Genomic DNA, 25,002 nt, shown 5'->3' with positions numbered 1-25,002 from the left:
CTCATCTCAACAAATTGATTTAGTCAAAAGCGCGTAGAATATCACATAAAATCAATAACTTTTAGACGCCAGGGTAATAGAATTTCATCAATAAAACATCGTACTTCCAGAAATGGTTTGGTAATGCCCATTTCAATTATAGGTAACATGGCTTGTGTATAGGTATCATAACGACCTAAAGGAGAACCATAATCCCCCAATGCAACACCTACACGTAAGATAATCCCATCGATAGGGGATCTCAGTGTATATTTATCAAGAAGAGCCTTGTCGGCATCATATTGCTTTTGGGCAACCTGGACGTTTTCTATTTGTATTTTAACTGCGTTAATTGCATTATCTAGAGCATTTTTACTCACTGATTTTGGATCGAGTAAATAGGATTTGCGAGTCTTATCTAATTGTTGTTGTAGGTTTACCAAGCTGGCTTGTTGATAGCGTATTTGTGCTGCATCTTTTGCAACCAGTTCTTTTTGTATTGAATCATCCAACGTTAAAATAGGGTCGCCTTTTTTAAGATGTTCTCCTTCTTGCGCAAAAACTGCGGTTATCTCTCCAGAAACTTGGGGGTAAATATTAACATTTTGTCCTGTAGGTTGATGACTTTCGACAATTCCAGTGGCATAGATACCTTTTTCATAAGGGTTATAACTTACAGCAATAGGATTTTCTGGCTTAATCTTTTCGTTATAAATAATCACGCTTGCAATACCTGCTAAAATTCCAAGGCAAGCAATAATAAATAACGTTCTTATACTCATTGGGAACCTTCCGATATTCTTCCATCTTCCATAGTGATAATTCGCGTTGCAAAATCAAAAATTCTATTATCATGTGTCACAATAATAATTGCACGCTTGTCATTTAAAATATTTTCTTTGATGAATGTGATAATATGTTTTCCGGTTTCACCATCTAAAGATGCTGTAGGTTCATCAAATATAAGTAATTCTGGCTCTGTAATAATGGCTCGAGCAATGGCTACACGTTGTTGCTCCCCTATACTTAATTTGTAGGGAGGGACTAAAATACGGTGGCTTAGTCCAACAATTTCAAGTGCTTTTTTTGCTTTTTCAAGTGCTGCATTCCAGGGGATTTTCTGGAGGATGAGGGGTATTGCTACATTTTCTTGGCTCGTTAGTTTGGGAAATAAGTGAAAGTCTTGAAAGACAAAGCCTAATGAATACAGTCTGAAATCAGCTAATGCATCATCCTCAAGCTGCCAAATGTGTTTTCCCTTAACCAGTACATATCCTTCATTAGGGCGAAGAATCCCAGAAATAATACTTAAGAGTGTTGTTTTACCTGAACCAGATGGGCCGATAATGTAGAGCATTTCACCAAAATCAAGTTCAAAACTGACATTTCTTACGGCATAAGTTTTATTGTTATCTGTACCAAACCATTTGGTTAAGTTGAACGCCTGTACGATCATATTTATCCTCGAAAAATATCAAATGGATCAATACGGGTCACTTTCCGTATACCTAAGTAGCTTGAAAACGCAATAATAGCAATGACCATAAAAAAAGAGAAAAGTAAACTTGGATAGGTAACTAGTGACGCATAGTTAGATAGTCTGAGCTTTGCTAATGCAATTAAAGCGGAAGATAACAGTACACCAAATCCATATCCTAGAAACCCAATAATTCCTGATTGGAAAAAGATCATTTTGATCATTTCATTTTTTTTTGCTCCGATTGCTTTTAAAGCGCCGTACTCCTCAAGATTTTCCAAGACAAAGGTGTAAAATGTTTGACCTGCAATTGACAGGCCCACAATGAAACTGATTAGAGTCATGATCAACAAATTCGTTCCTAACCCGGTTTCATACAGATAGTAATTTTTATTCTTCTTAATAAATTCTTGGCGAGTTACTGCAGAATATCCCAATTTTTTAACCTGATCCTTAATGTGGGGAATGTCTTGAGGGGATTGAGGCTCCAAAAGAATGTAGGAAATAGTAAAGCGAGTTGTTGGTAAATCTGAAATGGCTCGGGAATAAGTGGTGTATAATGTTGGTGTACCAAATAATCCATTAACTAGGGCCTTCCCTAATGCAATCACAATCGCTCTATGGTCATTTACCTCAAAGGTTGTGCCTATTTGTGGACTATTTAATTTATAGTATTCTGTATCTTTGATTGCAATATAAGCATCATTATTAAAAATAGCATTAATATTGCCGTCAATGAGTTTAGGTCTGCCAAGTAGCGTTGAGTCATCCAAGCCAATTATCGTAGTTGCTTGGTATATTCCTGTTCTTAATTTAACAAGACCTTGTCCTGAGTAAAGCGGAGCAGCGTATTTTACTCCTTTAATACTTCTTACTACATCAAGAACATAATTTGGCATAGGAATATTATCTGTTTGAATATTGACTGAGGGATCCATAATCCAAACAGAAGAGCCTATATTAATAATGGTTGCAGAGGTTCTCTGCATGATTCCAGAAAATACAGAAGTCATTTGCATCATAAGGAAAACAGCAAAAGTGATTCCTACAACTAATGTAAAAAATTTGCCCTTATCATTTGCTAAAAGTTTCAGCGCAATTTTTAAAAATCCATTCTTCATCTGTGAGCATCCTACTTCCTTAAATCATAAATCTAGGTTCTATTGACAACTCATCTTACTTACTTCCCACGCTTTATGTGGCGGGATCATTCACTTCGCATAGTGAGTAGGATAATTTTTCTATTCAAATACATAATTGGAGCCACGCGACTTAGAAAAATGAATTATCAGTAAAGGGATAATTTATTAAAATATCAATAGAATATTCGTTATTTCGTGTAATTTCTACATAATAAAGATTTATAAATTATAGATTTATACCATACAGAAAAAAGAAACTTCTTTTACACATAGCATTAATTTATTACGACAAGAAGAAATAACTGAAGTGATTCAAGTTATTATGTTAAGCGCGAAAATTATTTTAGAAGAAATCCATAATAAACTATGTAGTTGAGTTTGAAAAACAAAAATTAAACTAGGACATGCCTTAGAATTAAATTGTTTTATTTGCCTAATATTGCGGATGGCGCAGATGAAACACTCGCTTCAGCCAATGTTTTTTCAAGGTTATAAGTTTTTTGAATTAAAGCGGCCTCAGTTTTTGCCTCAGTTGTAGCAATTTCTATTTCCAGGGGGGATAAGACCAAAAACTTTTGAGATCGGAGTAATGCTTGTGATAAATTGCTTATTTGCCCGTTACTTGCTTCTGACAATGTTTTTCCTTGATACGCATTGTTGAGCATGGGATCAGAGTATTGTTCCAATCTTTTGGCGACACTTAGTGCTTGAAATGAGAGTAGACGTAAATTCAGTCCGACTAAAATGGATTGATTTTGATATCTTAGCAACTCTTGATAAGTATTACCCAATAGTAAATAACCCGCTGATAAATAATATTTTGCAGCGACTTGGGCATAGAGAATTGTTTTTCGTGCAATCTCCTCATCGAATTCTTGTTCTAATAAATTTAATCCACCTTGGCATAGAACATTTAAGGCGAAAAAACATCCATTGAGGCCTGAAGCGGCTAAATACTCTTCTGCATCTTGGTAAAATTCATTGGTGTGTTTTTTATCCTTAAAAGTAGTCCGATAAATTTCATAAAGATAAAGTCCTTTTAATAGATCAAAACATGAAGGAACGGTACACATCGCTTGATATTCATGAATTGGCTTACCATTTTGTTCTGCATGTTCTTTAGGGTTAACACCACAAAGACGCCATACATCTTCCCAGTGGGACTTTAATTCAGGGGATTTACAGATTTTATCGATTTCTGGATTCGTCAGCGCAAGCTTGAACAGCAATTCATGGTCGAGATTTTTAATTACTTGATTAAAAAAAATAGGGTCTAAGCGTTTTTTTAAGCTCAAAATCTTAATTTGCTGGTTTTTTTCTTGGGCGTTTAATTCAAGAAATTTAGCTAATTTCATGCGTACTTCCAAGTCATATTATTATCAGCCAATGACACAAATAAAAGTAATTTCTTTTTTACATAGTAGAAACAATTAATTGTACACCGTGTTCTTCTTTTTCCATAGCCATTTTGGGTATTTTTTCACCTTCAACAGAAGAAACAAAGACGGTCGCATCTGTTGTTGTTCTTTCGGATCCGAGCCAGGATAAGAGTTGTTGCTGCTTTGGTTTAGGAGGAGTAGGCTCATCTCTCTTTTTGAGAGCAAGATGTACATGCCCCTTAATTTCGAGGACATTATCCAGTTTATGTTTTTTCACAAGTTCTAGAATAAGTGAATGTGGTGCGCCACAAGTACTGGATTTTCTTGCTTCTAGCAGGTCATCTACGAACGCTTTAATTTCGGAACTTTCAACGCCAGCCTTTTCAAGAAAGCGTGCAATCAAGTGATGGCTATCCATGTTTGCATTAACACTGGTTGGCATAATACCACGCCAAAAATTGTAACATTTGATTTGGGCTCTGGAGGGAGCCATTGTGCCAGGACCTACATCACCACCAATATTTTCTGAGTGAAGCCATTTAAATGTCTCTTTCATGTATTCTTTTTCTCGAACTGCCATTGCCGCTGCACCGAAAAACATTACTTTTTTATCAGATGAGCATACATTAAGTAGCATGTCATTTTTATCATAAGTAATAGACAAGTCCGTTTCTGCTTCTTTACAAATGCTTCTCATAAGACTGTCATCTTGCCCAATAGAATAAATTAATTGGTCACACTCCAATTCGATGTCACATGTTGACTTTCCAGATGCTGTTGTTTTAAAAGTCAATAAGAGTTTACCATTGGGTAGGGGATTAATTTTGGTTAATTCACCTTGCATTAGCTCGCTACGTGATTTTGCAATTCCTAGTGCAGTAGAGGCAAGTCTGCCAGTCCCGGCTTTATCAAATTGCTTTGCAACCCATATAACAGAATTTTTTTGATTTGTTTTATTAAACTGCAAATCTTCAGTAAACGCATCATGACCAAAGAAGCCTTTTCTATAGCTGGCAGCAGCTGTTCCACCACCCCCATAGACCACAATACTTCTTGGTGCTTTAGTTCGTTCTTCCATACCGGTTAAAATAAATTGATTGCCATCTACTATAGGGGTAAATCCTTGTATTGGATTAAAGCGATTTAATGACTCAAATTGTTGGGGAGAAAGTAATGATCCTGAAATGACGTTTCGTGCAGGGCCAAGACCAGTACAAATATTTATTTCATCGGTATAGACATACTTTATCCCTTGAGCTGTTTTGACAACCAATCGATATTCTTGTTCTGGAGCTTTCCAATCCCCCATATGATTACTTCTTTTTTCAATCTTTATCACCGATGCACATAACAAGGGAGCCTCAGTTAAACCAAGATTCACTTGATTGGATTGGTATACATGTCGCCCGTTAGCGTGTGTATTTTTCTGATAATGGTCAGTTATAATATATGCGGATGGATTTTGTTTTGCTGATTCTTGCTCAAGAAGACTATGAGGTTGTGCCAAGGTATAATTATGTTTCCAACTACCTGCATCTGCACCAATCATCAAAACAGGAGGAAGTTGGCCTTCAGCTAATTTGGCTTGGCTGGTTCCATGATGACTTTTGAACTTTTCAAGCCAGAGTGTAGTCCCAGTATCACCTGAACCAATGATTATTTGTGGAACTACAGCAAACTCCTTATCTTTTAGCACCCGTAAGATACCTTTGTTGATTGTTTTTTCCTTTTCTAGAGCTACTTTAAATCGATCATAACCTTTGGTTACTTTCGTCAAATCATCTTCGGTGGGCGTAGTTAATTCATCTGGACCCTTTTCATCTTCGGTTAGATGTATAGTTGATTCATCTGGGCTCTTTTCGTCTGCGGTTCGATGTATCGTTGCATCTGGGCTCTTTTTCTTTCTAGCCGCGATAAGCTTGGGCATAAGCTCATCTTTTATGGTGATTTTATATGCATATACGCCACTGTAATCTGTTATGGCCTTTTTTAATATCTGAAAACATTGTTCTGAAGTATATGTTTCTTTAAAAATTTCCGGATTTTTACGAATTTGTTCAATGAGGTTGTCAAAGTTATCTATTAAATCCTGAGTGGTCTTGATGCGATTATGATTGAGCACAGTACAAATATAATTTATTTCATTTTGTCTTATGTCTTGGGGAAGAGCACGGTTACCCATTATTTACCTCAACAGCTGGTCACTATTCGATCACATAGCCCGCTAGTGTATCAAAAAAGTATTAAGGGATTATTAATTGACCATAAAGGTTATTTGTTTATCTTTGCAAACTATGTAATTGTTTTGGTATTTGGCGAACAGAGTTCTAAAAATGTTGGCATTTAAAATTTAACTTGCATAAGATAGCAGTAAATTTTATTGCTGATTTCACTAACTATGTCACGAACTGAGCGATTATTGGACTTAATTCAGATATTAAGACGCCATCGGTTTCCTGTAAGTGGCGTCGCACTTGCTCAAGAGCTAGGAATTAGTCTTCGCACTTTATATCGAGATATTTCTATGCTGAAAGGACAGGGGGCTCCAATTGATGGGGAGGCTGGTATAGGATTTGTGTTACGTCCAGGCTTTACTCTTCCCCCACTAATGTTTACTGTGGATGAAATCGAGGCGATAGTGCTTGGATCGCGTTGGGTGGTCGATCGAGCAGATACCCAGCTTCAATTTGCTGCACAAAATGCTTTGGCTAAAATAGCAGCAGTACTTCCCAATGAACTACGTGAACAGCTTGAGCTCCCAGGACTCCTTATTGCCCCTGGACACGTTGCGGAAAGCAAAGACTCTGATTTAATTTTAATCAGAAAAGCCATGCGATTGGAAAAGAAACTCCAATTAACCTATCAAGATGTCAATGAACTTTCATCTCAACGAACAATCTGGCCATTAGCTTTGGGATTTTTTGACCAGGTCCGTATTCTTATAGCCTGGTGCGAACTAAGACAAGATTTTCGACATTTTCGAACTGATCGAATTCTTGAAATAAGCCTGATTGAAGCAGGATATCCTGAGCGTCGCCAAACTCTTTTGAAAAAATGGAAGAAGATTACGATGAATAAGTCGCATTAAATGGGATGCATATTTGTAGTTTGGAATGTAGCCTGGGTGAAGGCAAAGCCGTAAACCGGGTAAAAAAACTTTATTCAAGCTCAGCCCCGGGCTCCACGTTTAATCCAGATTCGATTCTAAACGTGTTATCTCAGTGATACCGCTCCAATCCTTATTGTCCATATGATGCGCTAAAGCAATAATGAACTTATCTTTTATAATATTTGCTATCTCAGGAACAACACCCGCATGCGCAAAAGCCTGTTGAAATAAATTTAAGTCTTTAAATCCACCTTTCATATCAAAATTTACGTCATCAAAATCACGCTCTTTAATTTTATCGACATAAAGTTGGAATGCAGGGTGTGCGAATATCGAATGAAATAAAGTATTCAGTATGGTGGTATCAACCTGACTTTTCTCTGCAAAAGTATAGAGCTCCCCCATGGTTTCAATGGCCGTAACGAGAAAGTAATTCATGCATATTTTAATGACATTGGCTTGAAAAGGTTGAGAACCCACCGTAATTACTTTTATTGAGTATGCAGAAAAAACTGATTTGCACTGCGCAATGGCTTTTTCCTGGCCGGCAACGAGAGTAGTGAGCTCTCCTCGTGCTGCAACTTTAGGAACCCCTAAAACATTAGCTGCAATATAGGTGCTGTCATGTTTTTTATGGAGTTCAGCTAATTTTTTTGATGTTTCAGGCAGTATGGTTGACGTTCCAACATGAATGACATTCGGTTGTAATAAATGCACAAAATGACTCACTGTTTCTAACACGGCATTGTCATCCAGAAGGCAAGTGATAATTATTTTTGCATCTTTTACTGCATCTTCAAGGTTTTTTGCTCCTTTAGCCCCAGCTTTAACCAACGGTTGCATTTTTTCAGCTGTACGATTGAACACAGTTAGGTTGAAATTGGCTGCTAATAATCGCTGGGCTAAAACGGAGCCCATTTTACCTAGGCCAATTAACGTAATGTTCATAAACTACTCCTTAGTTTTTAATCAATTAAGGTAGAACGATTCATACTAATTGATTTATTGTTTAAAGGATACTATAAAACAATGCTTAGAATCATACACTTAAAGGTAAATAATATGCTTGAAGCATTTAAGCACAGGTTACAGCAGATTAATGTTCCAGCCTTTATATACGGTACTGCCTGGAAAGAAGAGAGAACTCAAGAATTAACCTTTCAGGCATTAAAAAGTGGTTTTGTGGGTATTGATACCGCAAATCAACGTATGCACTATTTTGAAGAGGGTGTTGGCCATGGAATTCAGAAATTCTTAAATACTACGGGGAGAAGTCGTGGCGATCTCTTTTTACAAACAAAGTTCACGGCTGCTTCGGGTCAGGATCATCGTAAACCCTACGATGAAACCGATTCATATAAAAACCAGGTGAGGCAATCGTTTTTAAGTTCTCTAAATCATTTACAAACAGATTATCTTGATTCGTATATTCTTCATGGACCAACTTACCGCTCTGGACTTATTCAAGATGATTTAGATATTTGGTCTGCAATGGAAGATTTATATAATGAAGGAAAGGTCAGATTACTTGGGATCTCCAATGTAACATTGGAGCAACTTGAAGCACTTTATCGTGTTGCTTCTGTAAAACCTTCGTTTGTACAAAATCGATGTTTTGCGAGTAATCAATGGGATTTGCCGATTCGATCATTTTGTAAAAAAAATGGTGTAATTTATCAAGGGTTTTCTTTACTTACCGCAAATCTATCCTATTTGCATAACGATAGGATACATGAGCTTGCAAAACAATATAAGAAAACAATACCACAAATTATATTTCGTTTTGCATTACAAATGGGGATGCTGCCATTGACAGGTACAAGTAGTCAGCAGCATATGAAGGAAGATTTGGATTTAGATTCATTTGAGCTTTCGTTAGACGCATTGAAACTTATAGAGGAAATTAATAAAGGATAAAATATTTCCTACTGACACAAATTGTCACTAAAGTAAATTATACTCATGGCTCTTACAGAGCCTCACGATAAGTCGATTATTGCTGCTGCCATGGGGCTCAATGGCTATAACCTAAAAGAGAGAATTATGATACATAGTACACCACAGCTTATTAAAGTAGATGCATTTACCGTGATGGGACTGAGTGAGCGAACTAAAAACTCAAATGAATTTAATTCCGAAACAGCCAGGTTACCAGGACTTTGGCAAAGATTTTATGCCTCAAAGATATCGATAAAACCTAGTTCACCCATTTATGGTGTCTATTCTGCTTACGAAGCAGATCATAATGGATTTTATACGGTCACTGCCGGAATAGCGACGCATGATCTTGAAATAACAGATGATTTTTCTAGAGTCAGCATAAAGGAAGGAGATTACCTTATTTTTAAAAACTCAGGCCCTATTCCTAAAGCGATCATCGAAATCTGGCAAGCAATTTGGCATTATTTTGATACTCAATCCACTGTTTCAAGAGCATATGAAACCGATTTTGAGGTCTATATGGGGCAAGAACAATGTGCGGTCTATATAGGTATTAAAAAATAGTTTCATAAATTTAAATTGATTGATTTTTTATCTTTCCTGTGATATTTGTTTTTGCCTCAAAAATGATCGGAGTAGTTATGATTATCGCAGTTTTTTCATTAGGACAATTTGTTTCTTCAAAACTTGAAGTATTAAAGGCCGGATTTCAAGATTGGTTTGCAGCTGAAAGGAAAACTGAAAAAAAAGAAGTTTCAGCTGAGGGCGAAAAAACGGTTACAGGTGAGGACGTCTGGAAATGGATGGCTGCAAATTTGGCACCATTAAGAGTAGGGAAGATGACACTCAAACAATTTTGTGACCAATTTAATGAACATTTTAAAGTAAATATGACGTTCAGTGAGTTTAGTAAAATTTTTAACTCAATGTGTACGCTCGATCAAGCCTCTTTGGAGCGAGTCGCTAAGTTTAAAGAGTTTTTAGATAAACATGAGCATGTTAAAATTGTGCTTGTATCTCATACCAATTACCCTCATTTGCATTACATTTTATCGCAACTTAAAAAATCAATTCCAGGAGGAGAGGCTGCGATTATTAGCGATGAAACGCAATGGTCCGAGGATGAAACAATCTTGTTTGCACCATCTATGTCTTCAAAATGCACGGAGCATCCTGATACATTGAAGTATGCGTTGAAAAAACTTAAAACAACCGAAGACGATCTTGTGGTTTCTTTTTTAAATACCATCCAAAAGTTTGAGCATCCCGGTTTCAGCTATGTTGATCCAGGAAAAGATCTAGAAAAGGTTATGGAGACTGTTGAAGGTCTACAATCAAAAAATACAGTTGTCTATTCTGTATAAATGTTAATGGGGACGGTCCGGGACGGACCCCAATAATTATTAGTCAACTTGTTCAAAACACATTGGGGTCCGTCCCGGACCGTCCCCATTATAAAATCCCTACATACCGCGCTTTATACAAGGGGTATAGATCAATTCAAGATACTAATGCTATTTATTGGAGTGTAAGCAACGTACAGGAGAATAATATTTTAAAATTAACATACCTTATTATCCGTTGAAGGGATGTAGTATTTCTCTTTTTCTCTCAAGCCATCAAGTTCCTTTTTTATATCACTTTGGTCCATTCCATGTTGATCTTGATCCTGTTGTGGCGCTTCTATTGCTTGAGGTTTGTTTTGAAGGTGTTTTTTAAATTCTTTTTTAATATCACTCATTCCTTTTTGTATGAATTCTCGTGATGAAGATTCACGACCCGCGTAAAATGTTGCCCAGCCACTGGTCTTCCCTAGGTCTAACCGGCCTCGAGATATAAAATGTAATACTTCACCCGCTAAGGCTTTCATAAAACCGGCTACCACAAGAAAGCCTGGATATCTAATAGAAAGATCTTTACGGAGTTCTTTATAGCGCTTATATTCATAACTTTCTTTATAGCGCTTATATTCATCACTGTCTTTTTCTATAGCTTTAGGTTCTATAGCTTTAGGATGTAGCGCCATAGATGTTGTTCTAACTACTGTTTCTAATAATAAACGCTTGCCACTAACACCCTTTATTTTTTGTTTTTCAATTTCATTCAAAATAGTCTGTCCATGTTTTATTAAACGAGTCTCTGCGGTTTCTGAAACACCACCAGATAAATCTGCTGGAGCACGAGCTTTTAAATCAGCTAAAGCAGCAGCTAAATCGTCTTTACATTCTTTTATGCGTTGAGTTAATAAGCGATCTGCCCGTGCATGAGGGCAATTAAAATCCCTCCACTCGATGAGCCATGCCTTACTCTCATCATTTTTTAATTGCTCATAGTTTGCTGTGACATAAGCATCAACAGCGTTCCAGAGTAATTTTATATGGTGATTCATGCCGCGACCTTTAACCATTGTAGGTGCCGCATGCAATGCTTGCTCGAACTCTTCGCGGCTCATTGAAAATTCCCTTGATGGTTCAAATGACTTAATCAAATTATAATAAGCAGAAGCCACCCCGCCGCGGTCAATAGCGTCTTTACACGTAAAATTGAAACTTTTGGGTTTTAAGGAGGTGAGAATGTGATTTGGAAGTTCATATTTTATAAAATGAAAGTAGACCGCTTGTCTTTCGGCATCGGATAGCCGGTCTGATTGTTGATCTGGCTTTCTTACTGCTTTGAAACTTTTTTCAATTAAATCATTTAGAATTTCAGCTTCAGTCTCAGGACTATACTTACCGTTTTTATCACAAAATATTTTTTCGCGAATCCGCCTGCTAATGTGAAAGTCTTTTATTTTTGTTAGCTCCGGAGGTTTGTGACCACCGTATGCAGTGATTAGTGTCTCAATTTGCTTATCATTTAGGCGTAATGAAGACGCCTCTTCTTTATTAAGGTCATTGAGCTTTTTTTCAAATTGAGAAAAATCTTTAATATTAACCTTTTGAAGGGCCCCATCTGATTTAATGTAATATAGATTTTTTAGATTTTTCTCGTCACTAGTATTGCAATATATGTAGCTCCCTTTGAGTTTCTGGAGTTCCTCATGTGAAGGTAATTTATCCATCAAATGTAAGTCACGACCCTCAGGTGCTTCCTGTGCAATTCGTAAAAACTCTTCTTTTACATCATGAATATTATGCTTAGTTTTAGTACGCGTATAATGATCTTTGCTCATCAACCCCTGGTCTGCAGGAAGCGTAATTACAGCGATATTTTTTTTGCCGCGTATAACTCCATTATCATTATGTTCTTCAAGTTCTTCTAACTTCTCTGTTAGTGCTTTTTCCTTTAATCCCTCGGGATCTCCTCTATCGCGACCCAACAAATTAAAATAAACATGTGTTATTTTGTCATCGTCTGTATCTTTAACTTGGGCCACATTAGGTCGGTCTACCTGGACTTGATCTTCTTTAATTGGTTCTTTTTCAACGCGCTCTTTTTTATTTCTTTTTAGTTCATATCGTCTTATATGTTCCTGAGCCGTTAGAAATCGTTCAAATAAGGGGCTATGACGAGCTTCCCCATGGTCACGCTGTCCTTGGGTACCAAAACGATATTCAACGGGATCATCATCTGTTTTATATTTATAACGTCTTACCGTGGACAAACTCGTTCCATGTTGCGGTTTATAATCATCAGACATCATTGCCGAAAAGCGTCCTATAGCTGAACCTTCATATGCTGGCGAGGTGGATTCGCGATTGATTGGCTTTTCTTTATCGCTCACATGATGCGAAATAGAATGCTCAATACTTGGTGAGCTTGGAGTTTGTTGTAGCGGAATATTTTTAATGCGTTTAAAAGTTTTCTCTAAGATACGATTATTATTTGCATAAAGAGAGTCAATAAACATATCTAGAGCATGAGCCTCCTCTTTAAGCCTTTTAACTCTGTCGCTCATTGCTTCATCAAAGGCGTCCCCATGAGAATGTTCACCAATTTTTTTTATCCAGGGCAAAATACCACGATCTTTGATAAATAGTCTTTCCATTGCAGGTGTGAAAATTGAAAGGGGTAGGGGTTCGGATTGTTCTTTGATACGCTTTTCGGTTTCTTTGATTCGTTTTTGAGCGCTACTAATATGTTTTGCCTCAAGACTCAGGTCGTATCTAGTGCCATCGTAAATCTCATCAATATGATCTTCGAGGTAATCAAAAAGTTTTTTGTATAAATCAGTATAGCGGAAGGAAGGATCGTATTTTGTTTTAAATTTAAAGTATAAATCAGGATCTGCATCGGGATCAGCTGAGGGTTCTTGAAGTTTTGTCAACTCTTCAACCAGCTCCGGAGGGAGCAGATTTAACGCAAATAACGAATTAGGAAGTTTAAGCTCCCTTAAGTATCTATGACAATTTCTATTATGCAGCTTTTCACTGCTTATAGGCTTATTGGTTTCTTCTTTGGAATCTGACATTGAATATCTCGAATAACTATTTAAATACAATATCGATATATATATATATATATATAGTCTAGTTGATTTTCCTTAAAAAAATATGAAGAGATTGTTTTTTATTACACATTTCAACTGATTTTTACAAAAGGATAGAAAAACGTTGCTTCATGCTTGTTATAAAACATATTGGTAATGAAAGAATTAGGTATCATTTGGAATTTTTTTATTGTAGATAACTCAACTTTGCCTTGTAATTTAATCGTAAAAATCATTTGCTTCGCTTTCCCAGACTCTATCCATTTCATAATGAGTGCATAGGCGCGATCAGGGTAGCATGCTACATCCGACAGAACCCAATCATAGTTTTGCTCCAATTTGGCTGGATCTATCGCAAAAGCACTTTGTTGTACGTAGTTGATGTTGGGTAACTTTGCTATTTTAGGGTCTAATAAGGCCTTATCGACAGCAGTGACAGAAGCACCTAATGAGTGCATGACATAAGTCCATCCTCCAGGTGAAGCACCTAAATCAAGAGCTTTATCTCCTGATTTTGGATATTTTCCCAGAAGGGTGAGTGCTTCCCAGAGTTTTAAATAGGCTCGATTTGGAGGATTTATTTTATCTTCAATAAAATAGCATTTTCCATGAGGCCAGTTTTTTTGGCGTGTGGCGCTATAAATCAAGGTATTGTTATCTAATAAACTAAAGGCGCCTATGGATGGAATGTCAGATTCAAGAGGAAAATGACGCATAAGTTGAGGCGCTTTGCGTAGCTGCTCTTCGATTAATCGAGAACGTCTTACGTGAGAAATGGGATGTAAGTACCAGTACTTTCCCGCTTGACGTAGAATTCTTACTGCTTCAGAAATGGATTGAAACGCTATGATCTGAGGTTCTAACCAAATATCTTGTGCAAAACACACATCTAATTTTTTATAGGGTGAGCTTACCAAATCTTCTGCAATACATGAAACATCGCCTAACTCTTCAGAAAGCAGTGAAAGAAATTCAGGTTTGGTGACATAAATCGCAGCAATTTTTTTTTCCATAAGCTGAACCTAAAAATTGGGTTTAAAAAATGCGCTATTTTACCATTATGACCTTATGGGAAACGAGTCCTATTCAAAAAAATAGTAATATAGAGTAGTACAGTAAGATATCGAGTATTTATTTGTACTATACTCGATGGAATAGAATTTCACCGCTAAAAGGAATTAAAAATGAAAAAGAAAACTGTTCTTATTACAGGTGCTCTTGCTGGAATTGGTAAAGCAACTGCTTTGGCTTTTGCCCATGAAGGGGCAAACATTGTAATCTCTGGTCGTAAACAAGAGCTAGGGGAATCTTTAGCAAAAGAACTTCGAATTTTGGGCGCAGATGCTGCATTCATTCAAGCTGATGTTCGTTATGAAGAGGAAGTTAAATCACTTATCGAAGGTACAGTAAAACGTTTTGGTCGTCTGGATGTTGCTGTCAATAATGCGGGAACAGAAGGAATGCCTACTCTATTTGTAGAGGAAACTGTAGAAAATTATCATTCAACCTTTGATACAAATGTGTTTGGTGTTTTTTTATGCATGAAATACGAACTCAAAGCCATGATACCGCAAGGTTCTGGATGTATTATTAATCTGTCATCAATTGCAGGTCAAAAAGGGGTTCCAGGCGCTGCGATTTATTGCGCAACAAAACACGCAGTTGAAGGGTTTACAAAGGTTGCTGCACTTGAGGCAGCTGCAGCCAACGTCCGTGTCAACGCAGTTGCACCTGGCCCGATTAGTACGGATATGTTCGAGCGTTTCACAGGCACTGAAGAAAATAAAGCGGCTTTTCTGGAAATGGTTCCTTTAAAACGGGCAGGTCTTCCTGAAGAGGTGGCTCAAACTATTGTCTTTTTGGCCTCAGATAAGGCATCTTACATCACTGGAAAAGTGCTCGGAATTGATGGTGGTATGGTCTGATTATCATCTATATTAATTGATTTTTAAGATGTTTGATGGAAAAGACATCATGCCTTTTCCATCAGAAATTGATTATTGTACGTAAACGGTGCTTGCTGCTGGGCCGTCGTTACTTTTGGCTTCAACAAAAAAGACTCTTTTTCCAACCTCTAGTTTGTTAAAATCATAGTCGACTACACTTTTACTGGTAAAACGAAGTCTTCTACCATCGATTGTTTCAATAAAACCATAATCAGCAACAGGTGCAATTTCGCGAATTAGTCCTTCGGGTGGAGGTTCGTGGTATTTTACCTTTCCTCGTTGTTTATCAACGTATTTTTTTAGTTGTCGTGTCATCGCAAGAAAAGCATCTCTTATTGTGACATAAATGTCTTCATGCGCATGATTTTCTGCAAGATCACGATTTGCTACCAGTTCCGCATTAGGAACCTTAAGATCAATACGTACATGATAAATTTTTCCTTTATTATGATGCCTATGCGTTTCGAGGCTTATGTGACAATTCAAAATGCGATCACAATACGTTCCTAATTTCTCAGCATGCTTACGGGCATTGGCTTCAATGGCTCGAGAACGCCTTAGATTATTGAATACTATTTTTATAGGAAAATGTAATGAATTGTTCATTGTTTGCTCCTTATATCACATACATCTATATCGTTTGTTTAAATCTATGTTCTTTGTCGCGCTTCTTTCTTTTGTTGAAGCTTAACGACATCAACTATATGGGTCATTGTTTCTGTCAGAATTTCAATAAGATCATCTAAGGTAATTATGCCTATGAGCGTTTTATCCTCATTGATAACGGGTAAACGACGGATTTTTCGAGAATGCATTATTTCTAGAGCATCAAAAAGGCTGTCGTTTTCAAAAACGCTGCTAAAAGGCTCGGTAAGAATATCTCTGACTAACAATGACTCAGGTTTAACCCCTGCTGCCATGACTTCAACAACTAAATCACGATCGGTAACAATACCTATTGGTACTTTTTGGTTTTTATGTTCTTCAACTAAAACTAAGTCTCCAACATGGTAGGAGCGCATGAGTTTTGCCGCATTTTTTACCGATTCATTGCCATTGATAACGACTACATCCCGGTTACAGTATTCGCCAACTCTCATCGAGGTCTCCCAAAATAATAGTTGTTTTTAGTTTTTTACTTCGTAAATAAAGTGCTTTATAAGAGAAAAGCACTTCATATTCACTAAATCGAACTACGAATTGACCGCAGGATAACGAAAAGTTAAATATTTTATTAACTGTTTTTAGTATAGTATAAAAAAAGAGCATTCGGTTGGCCCGACAGCGTTAGTCCTCATTTTACGCTGAAATAGAAGTGGTATATGGCTGACTTTTGAGGAATTCAAAATAGAACAAGCTCAAATTAATCAGTAAAAACAATATCGTTACACCTAAAGAAAAAAACAGATGAATATTTAATGTAATCGAAATAAATAGAATTAAAAAAACACGTATTGTTTCTGGGATTAGAATTTTTTGCTTTCCATTAGCGACCGCCCCAAGAATAAAAAGGGTAAATAATATGAATGCACCAATAAGCCAGGAATTCAGTGAGTTCAGTGTAAATACAAATGAAAGATAGGCATATAAGACGATTGCTAGTGCGGTGTTTAATAGCATGTATAATTTAGGAGATTTGCAATTTTTCTGCGGAACAATTCTTTTGGGGATATTTTGATTTTCCTGCTGTACTTGATAAATTATCCATTCCGGGGGCATAAAAAAAGCACGGATGAGATCCCGCTTATTTTTCAGGTTTTTTCCATAATACAATACATCCTTAATGACCTTAATATTTGCATAAAAAGGATTCCATGAATCTAAAGGTTCAGTAACGCCATACTCAGCAGGAGCATTTTCTGGTTCGAAGGTACCAAAAAGTTTATCCCAAATAATTAAGCTTCCGGCATAGTTTTTGTCTATATATTGTGGGTTTTTGCCATGATGCACTCTATGATGTGAAGGGGTGTTAAATAGTTTTTCAAACCATCCCATTTTGTTGATTGATTCAGTGTGAATCCAAAATTGATAAATGGTATTGCACGAAGCGATGATTACAAACATCCAGGTAGGAAAACCAATTAAGGCTAGGGGTAGATAAAAAATCCAGGATGTTAGGGTTTGCCAATAGCCTTGCCTTAAGGCAACTGATAAATTAAAACACTCACTTTGATGATGAACAGAATGTCCTATCCAAAAGAAAATACACCGATGACTTGCTCGATGGTACCAGTAGTAACAAAAATCTACGCTGAGCCAAAGTATAATCCAGGAACTAATAAAATGGGGGTTAATAGAGAAAAAAGCAAAGTGTTCATATAAATAATAATACGTGAAAATAATTAGTCCTCTTACTGGCAGGGTCGCAATTTCCTCGAAGATACCGGTGCTGAAATTATTTATGGAATCATTGAATTGATAAGCTTGTGACTGCTTATAATAGGTAAAAAACCACTCAATACCGATTAAAATTAGAAATATCGGAGCAGCAAATACTGTTAAATTAATATCCATATCAATCCCTTAGCTTGAGTAGTCAAGATAATTTTATTTTCTTCCAAATGTGTTTACATTGTAAATGCTGATATAAATATTTAACCTAAAAATTTGCGGAGCTCTGAGCAAAAAGTATCGATTTCCGTTTCGGTATTGTAATAATGAATTGAAGCACGCACCAAGGAGGGTAAATTTCGTTTAACCATATCAAGTCGCGCATATTCTTGTAATGAAATTGAAACATTAATCCGCCTGCTGGTTAAATACTGTTGGATTTCTTGAGGATTTTTTTCTGATGAAGTAAACGTAACAATACCACATTGTTGAGTCCCCAGATCGTGCAATTTTATGGACTTAATGGTACGTAAATTTTGGCGTAGTACCGCTGCCAATTGACTGATTCGTTGCCAAATTAGAGGCAAACCAAGTTTTAAAGCATATTTAATTGCTGTCCCAAGTCCAATTTTTGCCGCAATATTTTGCTCCCATGTTTCAAATCGAACCGCACCAGGGCGTATCGCATACTCATGATCACTAATCCATTGAGCAGAGTGTAAATCAATAAAAGGGGGATCACAGTGTTCTATAATTCTTTTACTTGCATATAAAAAGCCAGTACCTCTTGGTCCGCGTAAAAATTTACGGCCAGTTGCACAAAGAAAATCACAGCCTATTTCTTGTACATCAATCGGTAGCTGCCCAATGGATTGTGTTGTATCAAGAAGGTAGGGAATATTGTGTGTATTGGCTATTTTGCCAACTTCTACTGCAGGATTAATTAAACCACCCTGAGTCGGTATATGGGTTATAGCAATTAATTTAACTCGCTTATCTATTTTTCTTTTTAGATCCTCGAGATCCAATTGACCTGATAAGTCATTTTGAATTACTTCAATCGTAACACCAGTATGTTTTGCTTGATGTAAAAAGGCTAAATAGTTACTCGCGTATTCTGAAACACAAGTAAGTATTTTATCTCCGGGATTAAATCTAAAACTGTAAAAAGCCATATCCCAGGCCCTAGTCGCATTTTCAAGAAAGGCAATTTCTTTAGGATGACAATGAATTAGTTGAGCGGCTCTATCATAAAATTGTTGTATTTCATTTGCTGCTTGCTGTGCTGCTTCATACCCCCCAATTGCAGCTTCTAAATCAAGATGATTTTTTATTGCTTGAGTTACAGGTAGGGGAGATAGTGCTGCACCTGCATTATTGAAATGCACAACATGCTTACAGCCAGGAGTTTCTTTTCTTATTTGTTCTATATTCAGTTGTTCCATGGTCTTTAAATTTTTAAATATTGTATAATCTGAGCAAAAGCGTTTAAGTATACCGCTATACGCTTACTTCCTCAGCCATATATGATTTTAAAAATTGCAGATATTCTGTTTCATATCCTATGCATGCAGGTAAGTGGGCTACAGAACGGATGTTGTATTTAATGGGGGTCTCTAAATGCATATTATCTACTGATTGATTATTAATGAAGCAATAATCAATCCCAAAATCTCTTGCTCCGTAGCCATCATTTATAATTGAATCACCTACCATTAATATTGAATGTTTGCTGATTGATTGTTTGTATTTATTCGTAATTTTTTGCAGGGCAATATTAAAAATTTCAACATTGGGTTTTGCTACTCCTACCTCGTCAGAAACAATATAACAGTCAAACCAATGTTTTAATTGGAGGCGTTTTTGTTTTTGCCCCTGCACCTCAACGAAGCCATTGGTAATAATACCTAAAATATGTCCTTTTTGATGTAAAAACTCAACGGCGGTTTTCACATGCGGTATCCAATGAGCATGCTCGCAAAGGCTTATATCGTATTCTTCTGCCACCTCTTCTGCAGAAGCAGAACTATGGATTTTTTGATTTAATTGCATAAATCGCAATACTCTTACTTCGCTTGGTTTGAGCGCATTTGTTTTTGCGCCCACTTGATTCCATAAATGAGTATTAATTTCTTTATAAAGATGCTCGAAAGTGGAATATTCAACGGATGAATAGTATTTATCATAAATATTTTTTAATCCTATTCGTTGGGAGTATGCAAAATCGATGAGCGTATCGTCTAAGTCAAATAAAATAACTTGATAAGGCATTTATGAATCCTGTTATTCATATTACATCCAAAGATGTAAATACCAATTCACGATACTATGGCCCCAAAATAAAGAAATTAAACCACTAATACATAAAAAAGGACCAAAAGGAATCGTGGTATCTTTGGATTTATTTTGTAAATGTAAATACAATAAGCCAATAATTGTACCACTAATCGAGGAAAGAAGCAGAATTAACGGCAAAAATATCCAACCAAACCAGGCTCCAAATGCAGCAAACAATTTAAAGTCGCCATTGCCCATACCTATTTTACCAGTACATAAATAAAATATTTTTATAAATACCCACAAGCCTATATAAGCTCCCGCTGCACTCAGTACAGCTTGGGGTAGGGGCGCGAATAGGCTTTCAGTATTCGCAATAAGTCCTATCCATAACAAGCTCAAAGTAAGGCTGTCTGGTAAAATCTGATGATCTAAGTCAATGAAAATTAAACAAATTAAGATCCAAATCGCAATCAACACAAAAATGAGTTGTAACGTAAAACCAAAATGCCAGCTTGCGTAGAGAGAAAGAAGCATGGTGCCTAATTCGATTAAAGGGTAGCGAATGGAAATAGGACTTTTACATTGGTAACAGCGGCCTCGTAAAAATAAATAACTTAAAATGGGAATATTTTGCCAGGCCTTAACCATTGTTTTGCATGAAGGGCAAAATGACCTTGGAAAAAATAAATTTATCGGTTGTTGTTCTTCTTTGATTCCCGCCAGTTCATTATATTGCTGCTTCCATTCTCTTTCTAGCATGATGGGTAAGCGGTAAATAATTACATTAAGCAAACTACCCACAGCCAGGGAAAACAAGCCAACTACACAATACATAAACCAAGTATGATTGTTGATTAGGTCATATATCATTCAATGATCCCACATAAAATGTAGCCTGGGTGCAGCGCAGCGGAACCCGGTTTTTTCCAATATAAATTTCCCGGGTTCCGCTGCGCTGCACCCAGGCTACAAAATAATTAGAGCCTAATTTAGGTTTCTTATATTGCAGATCCCAGTTTGAAGATGGGTAAGTACATTGCAACAACAAGTCCACCTACCAAGACACCTAAAACAACCATAATAACAGGTTCTAATAAACTACTCAGTGAATCGACAGCATTATCTACATCTTCTTCAAAAAAATCAGCAACCTTACTTAACATTTTTTCTAAAGCACCTGATTCCTCTCCAATGGCAACCATCTGAATCACCATATTAGGAAATAGTTGTGTGTTTTCCATGGCTTTATTCATTTGTTGACCTGTGGAAACCTCTTCTCTAATTTGGTCGGTAGCCTTAGAAAAAATAATATTTCCTGTAGCCCCAGCTACAGATTTGAGTGCCTCAACCAAAGGTAACCCTGCAGCAAAAGTAATTGAAAGCGTTCTTGAAAAACGCGCGATTGAAGCTTTCTCAATGATAGACCCAATCACAGGTAGTTTTAATAAAGTTCTATCAATATTTTGTGCGAATTGAGGGGAGTGTTTCTTGGCATAAATAAAAGCAAAAATACCACCGCCTAATGCGCCAAAAATTAAGTACCAATAGGATTGAAAAAATTTGGACATATTTACTACTGCTTGGGTCATGGCCGGTAAATCTGCACCAAAACCTTTAAATAATGATTCAAATTGGGGGACGACAAAAATAAGTAAGCCAGTTGTAACAATGAGTGCGACAACCATAACGGCCATAGGATAAGTTAAAGCCTTTTTAATTTTCTTTTTAATTGTTTCTATTTTTTCTTTATAAGTAGCGACTTTATCGAGCATGATATCAAGGGAACCTGACTTTTCTCCGGCCTCCACCAAATTGCAAAATAATTCGTTAAAATGAGCTGGATGTTTCATCAATGCTTCGGAGAGGGTTAACCCTGTTTCAACATCACATTTAATAGTTTCAATGAGTTCTTTAAGTCGTTTATTTGATTGTCCTTTTGCAACAATATCAAAGGATTGCACTAGAGGTATGCCAGATTCGATCATGGTAGCTAATTGGCGACTAAATACCGTAATATCACCTGACTTTATTTTTTTGCTTTTTAAATTGAAGAGAGGGGCACGTTTTTTAGCAATTTTGCTCACGATAATTCCCTGTCTTCGTAATTCTACTTTAGCTAATGCAAGACTTCTGGCGTCGATATCGCCATTTATTTTTTGGGCAGCTTTATTAACACCTGTGTAATGAAACGTTAAGGTGGTGTTGGCATTTTTTTTCATTTTTTGCTTCGTTAATCAACGGTTACCCGATTGACTTCCTCTATGGTTGTAATACCTTGTTTTACCTTCTCAAGTCCGGATTGATAAATGGTAATCATGCCCTCTTCTTGAGCAACTTTTAATATGTCCAAAGAGTTCCCTCCAGACATGATTATTTGGCCAAGTGTTTTGGTCATAGGTAATACTTCAAATAAACCTATTCTACCGCGGTATCCATTGGTGCATTTAGCACAGCCTCCGGCCTTGTATAATTTAATCCCTTCTAAATCTGCTTCTGTAAAACCTAATTCCAACAAACTCATTTTATTGAAGTCATCTCTTAATACTTTACAATGCTCACATAATTTTCGAGCCAAACGTTGGGCAATTATAAGCGTTACAGAACTGGCTACATTAAAAGTTGCAACGCCCATATTGACTAATCGGTTGAGTGTTTCTGCAGCGCTGTTTGTGTGCAATGTTGAAAGTACCAAGTGTCCCGTTTGCGCCGCTTTAACTGCTATTTCAGCAGTTTCCAAATCCCGTATCTCACCCACCATGATGATGTCAGGGTCTTGGCGTAAAAAAGATCGTAACGCATTAGAAAAAGTTAATCCTGCTTTGGGATTGATATTAACCTGATTGATCCCAGGCACTTTAATTTCGACTGGGTCTTCCGCTGTGGAGATATTTACTTCTTTAGTATTGAGTATGTTTAATGCAGTATATAAGCTTACGGTTTTACCACTACCTGTGGGGCCTGTCACTAGAATCATTCCTTGAGGACGTTCAATCGCATGGATAAACTGTTCTTTTTGAACAGGACTAAAGCCTAAAGCCTCAATACCAAGTTTTGCTGAGCCAGGATCTAGGATACGCATAACAACTTTCTCACCTGAGGTAGTAGGACAGGTGCTTACGCGAAAATCGATGGATCTGGTTTTGGATATTTTCATTTTAAAACCGCCATCCTGAGGTATTCGCCTTTCTGAAATGTCCAAGTTAGACATAATTTTTATCCGTGCAGTAATTCGTGTAGCCAAACTTCCGGGAGGCGTTGCAATTTCGTGTAAAATACCATCCTGTCGATAGCGTATCCGATATTCTTTTTCATAAGGTTCAAAATGTATGTCGGATGCTCCTTGTTTTATGGCGTCGAGAAGTATTTTATTAACGAATTTTACAATAGGGGCATCTTCTGTGAGCGAAGTTGCAATATTGGTATCGTGTTCTTCTTCCTCATTAATAATAAGCCCGTCAAATTCATCAGTGTCACCGCCAACAAACTCCGATAAGCCCTGGGTTTCTTGTACTGAGAGTAAATGGTCAATGAGTGCACTGAGTTTATCAGCCTCTGTGACAATTGCATGCGTATTGAGTCCAGTGTGAAATTGGATCTCTTTTAAAGAAGCCTGCTTACTAGGATCTTCTGTTGCTAAGTATAAATTATTGCCTCGGTAAAATAGGGGAACCATTGAATGACGACGAATTAACTTCTCATTAACCAAATTAATAGGGATCGAATCGACTTCAATGCAGTCAAGATCAAGTATGGGAACGCCAAAATTACGGGATGCCGCAAGTGCAATTTGTGTCGCTGATAAAATATTATTTTTTACAAGATATTGAACTAAAGAGATTTTATCTGCAGCAGCTTGCTTGCAGAATTCGACAGCTTGTGGCCGATCTAACAACTTTTCAAGAACAAACAGCTGTCCTATTCCATGTAATTTTATTTCATCCGTTCCTAACATAGGTCTCGATCAGCTCGTAATAATATTAACTATAGTTAATCCATTGAATAAAATCACGTGTCTCATTCAACATTGTAATGTATATATTGTGCAGGTTGGACGAAAACAATGTCAAAACAATCGTCAAATATCCTTTATTCAACATAACCTTATCAAGATATTTAAAGTCAAAAACAGGAAAATGGATTGTATGTATGAGAAACTCGTTGTATTGTAGTTTAATTCAGGATCCACTATTTTAAAAGGCATTATTTTGTTTATTGAACGACAATTAAAACAATATCGCGCCCTGAATAAATGGTTTCAATCACCCCTAGGCCTTTTTGCTGCCCATGAATTTTTAGTTAATCTTGAGTCTGAAAGTGATTATTCACATGGAGAAACATTACTGCAATTGGGAAACTGTGGGGACAATATCTGGTTAAAAAAATTCAATTATACCCATAAATGGGTTGCTTCGCCTTTTTCATTGGCTAATAAAGTCCAAATTGAATGTGCTTTAAATCAACTTCCTCTGGACCGCAACAGTGTTGATTGTATTATTGCACCACTTACCTTGGAGCCTTTCGCTAATAGCTTTAGTTTGATCGATGAAATCGATAGAGTTCTTAATCCTATGGGTTTTGTCATTTTATTAAGTATTAATCCCTGGAGTCTTTGGGGCGGTGCTATCAAAGTTGGATTATTACATTGTTATAGCGATCAAAATGTTAAAATGCGTACGCCGTTTAACTTAAATCGAATTTTTTTACAAAGAGGCTATAGACAGTATTCAATCAGTAATTTTTGTTATATACCGCCAGTCAATAGTCCATCACTGATAAAAAAATTTACTTTTCTTGACGAAATAGGCAAGATGCTTTGGCCTTTCCCTTCAGGGTTTTATTGTTATATTGCCCAAAAGTATCAAGTTATAGAACCTAATTTGCAATTTAATCCTGCTGAAGAACCGATAAAAGATTATCAGGCTCCATTGCAGCCAGTTATTTTTTCGCCCCAGTCTCATAATTTGCGTCAATCAGATAAAGTTAAATAAT

At 36.7% G+C, this 25,002-nt stretch carries 22 protein-coding genes; 6 read left to right on the top strand and 16 right to left on the bottom strand.

Features of this window, described 5'->3' with window-relative positions; all coding sequences use genetic code 11:
* Positions 1–41: 41 nt before the first annotated feature.
* From Lstg_RS10810 to Lstg_RS10790, 5 genes are all read right to left on the bottom strand, one after another.
* Positions 42–761 carry an efflux RND transporter periplasmic adaptor subunit gene (locus Lstg_RS10810; RefSeq protein ID WP_238585411.1) on the bottom strand — a complete coding sequence of 240 codons (720 nt, stop codon included), beginning with the start codon at positions 759–761 and terminating at the stop codon, positions 42–44.
* Complete coding sequence (locus tag Lstg_RS10805; protein WP_058477671.1) at positions 758–1,435, bottom strand: ABC transporter ATP-binding protein; 678 nt, start codon at positions 1,433–1,435, stop codon at positions 758–760. Before Lstg_RS10805 ends, Lstg_RS10810 begins: the two co-directional genes overlap by 4 nt.
* Positions 1,436–1,437: 2 nt before the next feature.
* A complete protein-coding gene (locus Lstg_RS10800) occupies positions 1,438–2,577 on the bottom strand; it encodes an ABC transporter permease (RefSeq protein ID WP_058477670.1) in 1,140 nt (379 codons plus the stop codon).
* Between the two features lie 446 nt (positions 2,578–3,023).
* A complete protein-coding gene (locus tag Lstg_RS10795; RefSeq protein WP_058477669.1) occupies positions 3,024–3,953 on the bottom strand; it encodes a DUF5630 domain-containing protein in 930 nt (309 codons plus the stop codon).
* Between the two features lie 58 nt (positions 3,954–4,011).
* Positions 4,012–6,159, bottom strand: coding sequence for a hypothetical protein (locus tag Lstg_RS10790; RefSeq protein ID WP_058477668.1), 2,148 nt, complete (start codon positions 6,157–6,159; stop codon positions 4,012–4,014).
* A 216-nt stretch (positions 6,160–6,375) separates the two neighbouring features.
* On the opposite strand from Lstg_RS10790, the gene Lstg_RS10785 reads away from it, so the two are divergent.
* The gene (locus tag Lstg_RS10785) at positions 6,376–7,065 is read left to right on the top strand and encodes a helix-turn-helix transcriptional regulator (RefSeq protein WP_058477667.1); all 690 of its coding nucleotides are present in this window, start codon (positions 6,376–6,378) and stop codon (positions 7,063–7,065) included.
* 99 nt (positions 7,066–7,164) lie between these two features.
* Here Lstg_RS10785 and Lstg_RS10780 read toward each other — a convergent pair whose 3' ends face one another.
* Complete coding sequence (locus Lstg_RS10780; RefSeq protein WP_058477666.1) at positions 7,165–8,034, bottom strand: NAD(P)-dependent oxidoreductase; 870 nt, start codon at positions 8,032–8,034, stop codon at positions 7,165–7,167.
* A 114-nt stretch (positions 8,035–8,148) separates the two neighbouring features.
* On the opposite strand from Lstg_RS10780, the gene Lstg_RS10775 reads away from it, so the two are divergent.
* The 3 genes from Lstg_RS10775 (at position 8,149) to Lstg_RS10765 (ending at position 10,391) form a co-directional block, all read left to right on the top strand.
* Positions 8,149–9,003 carry an aldo/keto reductase family protein gene (locus tag Lstg_RS10775; protein ID WP_058477665.1) on the top strand — a complete coding sequence of 285 codons (855 nt, stop codon included), beginning with the start codon at positions 8,149–8,151 and terminating at the stop codon, positions 9,001–9,003.
* Positions 9,004–9,048: 45 nt separating this feature from the next.
* Positions 9,049–9,591, top strand: coding sequence for a GyrI-like domain-containing protein (locus Lstg_RS10770; protein WP_058477664.1), 543 nt, complete (start codon positions 9,049–9,051; stop codon positions 9,589–9,591).
* Between the two features lie 77 nt (positions 9,592–9,668).
* Positions 9,669–10,391, top strand: a complete 723-nt coding sequence (locus tag Lstg_RS10765; protein ID WP_058477663.1) for a hypothetical protein — start codon at positions 9,669–9,671, stop codon at positions 10,389–10,391.
* A 197-nt stretch (positions 10,392–10,588) separates the two neighbouring features.
* Here Lstg_RS10765 and Lstg_RS10760 read toward each other — a convergent pair whose 3' ends face one another.
* Both Lstg_RS10760 and Lstg_RS10755 read right to left on the bottom strand, forming a co-directional pair.
* Positions 10,589–13,438 (bottom strand): hypothetical protein, encoded by a 2,850-nt coding sequence (locus Lstg_RS10760; RefSeq protein ID WP_058477662.1) that lies wholly within the window; start codon positions 13,436–13,438, stop codon positions 10,589–10,591.
* A gap of 110 nt (positions 13,439–13,548) precedes the next feature.
* Positions 13,549–14,469 carry an SAM-dependent methyltransferase gene (locus Lstg_RS10755; protein WP_058477661.1) on the bottom strand — a complete coding sequence of 307 codons (921 nt, stop codon included), beginning with the start codon at positions 14,467–14,469 and terminating at the stop codon, positions 13,549–13,551.
* A 171-nt stretch (positions 14,470–14,640) separates the two neighbouring features.
* Here Lstg_RS10755 and Lstg_RS10750 point away from each other — a divergent pair, with 171 nt between their 5' ends.
* The gene (locus Lstg_RS10750; protein WP_058477660.1) at positions 14,641–15,381 is read left to right on the top strand and encodes an SDR family NAD(P)-dependent oxidoreductase; all 741 of its coding nucleotides are present in this window, start codon (positions 14,641–14,643) and stop codon (positions 15,379–15,381) included.
* A 72-nt stretch (positions 15,382–15,453) separates the two neighbouring features.
* On the opposite strand, the gene Lstg_RS10745 is transcribed toward Lstg_RS10750, so the two are convergent.
* From Lstg_RS10745 to pilB, 8 genes are all read right to left on the bottom strand, one after another.
* Positions 15,454–16,008, bottom strand: a complete 555-nt coding sequence (locus Lstg_RS10745) for an HPF/RaiA family ribosome-associated protein (RefSeq protein ID WP_058477659.1) — start codon at positions 16,006–16,008, stop codon at positions 15,454–15,456.
* Positions 16,009–16,052: 44 nt separating this feature from the next.
* Positions 16,053–16,502 (bottom strand): CBS domain-containing protein, encoded by a 450-nt coding sequence (locus Lstg_RS10740; protein WP_058477658.1) that lies wholly within the window; start codon positions 16,500–16,502, stop codon positions 16,053–16,055.
* Positions 16,503–16,701: 199 nt separating this feature from the next.
* Positions 16,702–17,916: a sterol desaturase family protein gene (locus Lstg_RS10735; protein WP_058477657.1), complete on the bottom strand. Its 1,215-nt coding sequence runs from the start codon at positions 17,914–17,916 to the stop codon at positions 16,702–16,704.
* An 80-nt stretch (positions 17,917–17,996) separates the two neighbouring features.
* Positions 17,997–19,178 carry an aminotransferase class V-fold PLP-dependent enzyme gene (locus Lstg_RS10730; RefSeq protein ID WP_058477656.1) on the bottom strand — a complete coding sequence of 394 codons (1,182 nt, stop codon included), beginning with the start codon at positions 19,176–19,178 and terminating at the stop codon, positions 17,997–17,999.
* A 55-nt stretch (positions 19,179–19,233) separates the two neighbouring features.
* Positions 19,234–20,004: an HAD family hydrolase gene (locus Lstg_RS10725; RefSeq protein WP_058477655.1), complete on the bottom strand. Its 771-nt coding sequence runs from the start codon at positions 20,002–20,004 to the stop codon at positions 19,234–19,236.
* A gap of 21 nt (positions 20,005–20,025) precedes the next feature.
* On the bottom strand, positions 20,026–20,883 hold the full coding sequence (locus Lstg_RS10720) for a prepilin peptidase (protein ID WP_058477654.1): 858 nt from the start codon (positions 20,881–20,883) through the stop codon (positions 20,026–20,028).
* Positions 20,884–21,011: 128 nt separating this feature from the next.
* Positions 21,012–22,232: a type II secretion system F family protein gene (locus tag Lstg_RS10715; protein ID WP_058477653.1), complete on the bottom strand. Its 1,221-nt coding sequence runs from the start codon at positions 22,230–22,232 to the stop codon at positions 21,012–21,014.
* 11 nt (positions 22,233–22,243) lie between these two features.
* The gene (pilB, locus tag Lstg_RS10710; protein ID WP_058477652.1) at positions 22,244–23,965 is read right to left on the bottom strand and encodes a type IV-A pilus assembly ATPase PilB; all 1,722 of its coding nucleotides are present in this window, start codon (positions 23,963–23,965) and stop codon (positions 22,244–22,246) included.
* 253 nt (positions 23,966–24,218) lie between these two features.
* Here pilB and Lstg_RS10705 point away from each other — a divergent pair, with 253 nt between their 5' ends.
* On the top strand, positions 24,219–25,001 hold the full coding sequence (locus Lstg_RS10705) for a methyltransferase domain-containing protein (RefSeq protein ID WP_058477651.1): 783 nt from the start codon (positions 24,219–24,221) through the stop codon (positions 24,999–25,001).
* Position 25,002 lies beyond the last annotated feature (1 nt).

The organism is Legionella steigerwaltii (assembly GCF_001468065.1).
Taxonomy (GTDB): domain Bacteria; phylum Pseudomonadota; class Gammaproteobacteria; order Legionellales; family Legionellaceae; genus Legionella; species Legionella steigerwaltii.
This window is presented reverse-complemented; position numbering and strand designations above follow the sequence as displayed.

What these genes read in the sequence shown, in the direction of transcription:
- Lstg_RS10810 (WP_238585411.1), bottom strand. Translation starts at nt 761, where the DNA reads ATGAGTATAAGAACGTTATTTATTATTGCTTGCCTTGGAATTTTAGCA.
- Lstg_RS10805 (WP_058477671.1), bottom strand. Translation starts at nt 1,435, where the DNA reads ATGATCGTACAGGCGTTCAACTTAACCAAATGGTTTGGTACAGATAAC.
- Lstg_RS10800 (WP_058477670.1), bottom strand. Translation starts at nt 2,577, where the DNA reads ATGAAGAATGGATTTTTAAAAATTGCGCTGAAACTTTTAGCAAATGAT.
- Lstg_RS10795 (WP_058477669.1), bottom strand. Translation starts at nt 3,953, where the DNA reads ATGAAATTAGCTAAATTTCTTGAATTAAACGCCCAAGAAAAAAACCAG.
- Lstg_RS10790 (WP_058477668.1), bottom strand. Translation starts at nt 6,159, where the DNA reads ATGGGTAACCGTGCTCTTCCCCAAGACATAAGACAAAATGAAATAAAT.
- Lstg_RS10785 (WP_058477667.1), top strand. Translation starts at nt 6,376, where the DNA reads ATGTCACGAACTGAGCGATTATTGGACTTAATTCAGATATTAAGACGC.
- Lstg_RS10780 (WP_058477666.1), bottom strand. Translation starts at nt 8,034, where the DNA reads ATGAACATTACGTTAATTGGCCTAGGTAAAATGGGCTCCGTTTTAGCC.
- Lstg_RS10775 (WP_058477665.1), top strand. Translation starts at nt 8,149, where the DNA reads ATGCTTGAAGCATTTAAGCACAGGTTACAGCAGATTAATGTTCCAGCC.
- Lstg_RS10770 (WP_058477664.1), top strand. Translation starts at nt 9,049, where the DNA reads ATGGCTCTTACAGAGCCTCACGATAAGTCGATTATTGCTGCTGCCATG.
- Lstg_RS10765 (WP_058477663.1), top strand. Translation starts at nt 9,669, where the DNA reads ATGATTATCGCAGTTTTTTCATTAGGACAATTTGTTTCTTCAAAACTT.
- Lstg_RS10760 (WP_058477662.1), bottom strand. Translation starts at nt 13,438, where the DNA reads ATGTCAGATTCCAAAGAAGAAACCAATAAGCCTATAAGCAGTGAAAAG.
- Lstg_RS10755 (WP_058477661.1), bottom strand. Translation starts at nt 14,469, where the DNA reads ATGGAAAAAAAAATTGCTGCGATTTATGTCACCAAACCTGAATTTCTT.
- Lstg_RS10750 (WP_058477660.1), top strand. Translation starts at nt 14,641, where the DNA reads ATGAAAAAGAAAACTGTTCTTATTACAGGTGCTCTTGCTGGAATTGGT.
- Lstg_RS10745 (WP_058477659.1), bottom strand. Translation starts at nt 16,008, where the DNA reads ATGAACAATTCATTACATTTTCCTATAAAAATAGTATTCAATAATCTA.
- Lstg_RS10740 (WP_058477658.1), bottom strand. Translation starts at nt 16,502, where the DNA reads ATGAGAGTTGGCGAATACTGTAACCGGGATGTAGTCGTTATCAATGGC.
- Lstg_RS10735 (WP_058477657.1), bottom strand. Translation starts at nt 17,916, where the DNA reads ATGGATATTAATTTAACAGTATTTGCTGCTCCGATATTTCTAATTTTA.
- Lstg_RS10730 (WP_058477656.1), bottom strand. Translation starts at nt 19,178, where the DNA reads ATGGAACAACTGAATATAGAACAAATAAGAAAAGAAACTCCTGGCTGT.
- Lstg_RS10725 (WP_058477655.1), bottom strand. Translation starts at nt 20,004, where the DNA reads ATGCCTTATCAAGTTATTTTATTTGACTTAGACGATACGCTCATCGAT.
- Lstg_RS10720 (WP_058477654.1), bottom strand. Translation starts at nt 20,883, where the DNA reads ATGATATATGACCTAATCAACAATCATACTTGGTTTATGTATTGTGTA.
- Lstg_RS10715 (WP_058477653.1), bottom strand. Translation starts at nt 22,232, where the DNA reads ATGAAAAAAAATGCCAACACCACCTTAACGTTTCATTACACAGGTGTT.
- pilB (WP_058477652.1), bottom strand. Translation starts at nt 23,965, where the DNA reads ATGTTAGGAACGGATGAAATAAAATTACATGGAATAGGACAGCTGTTT.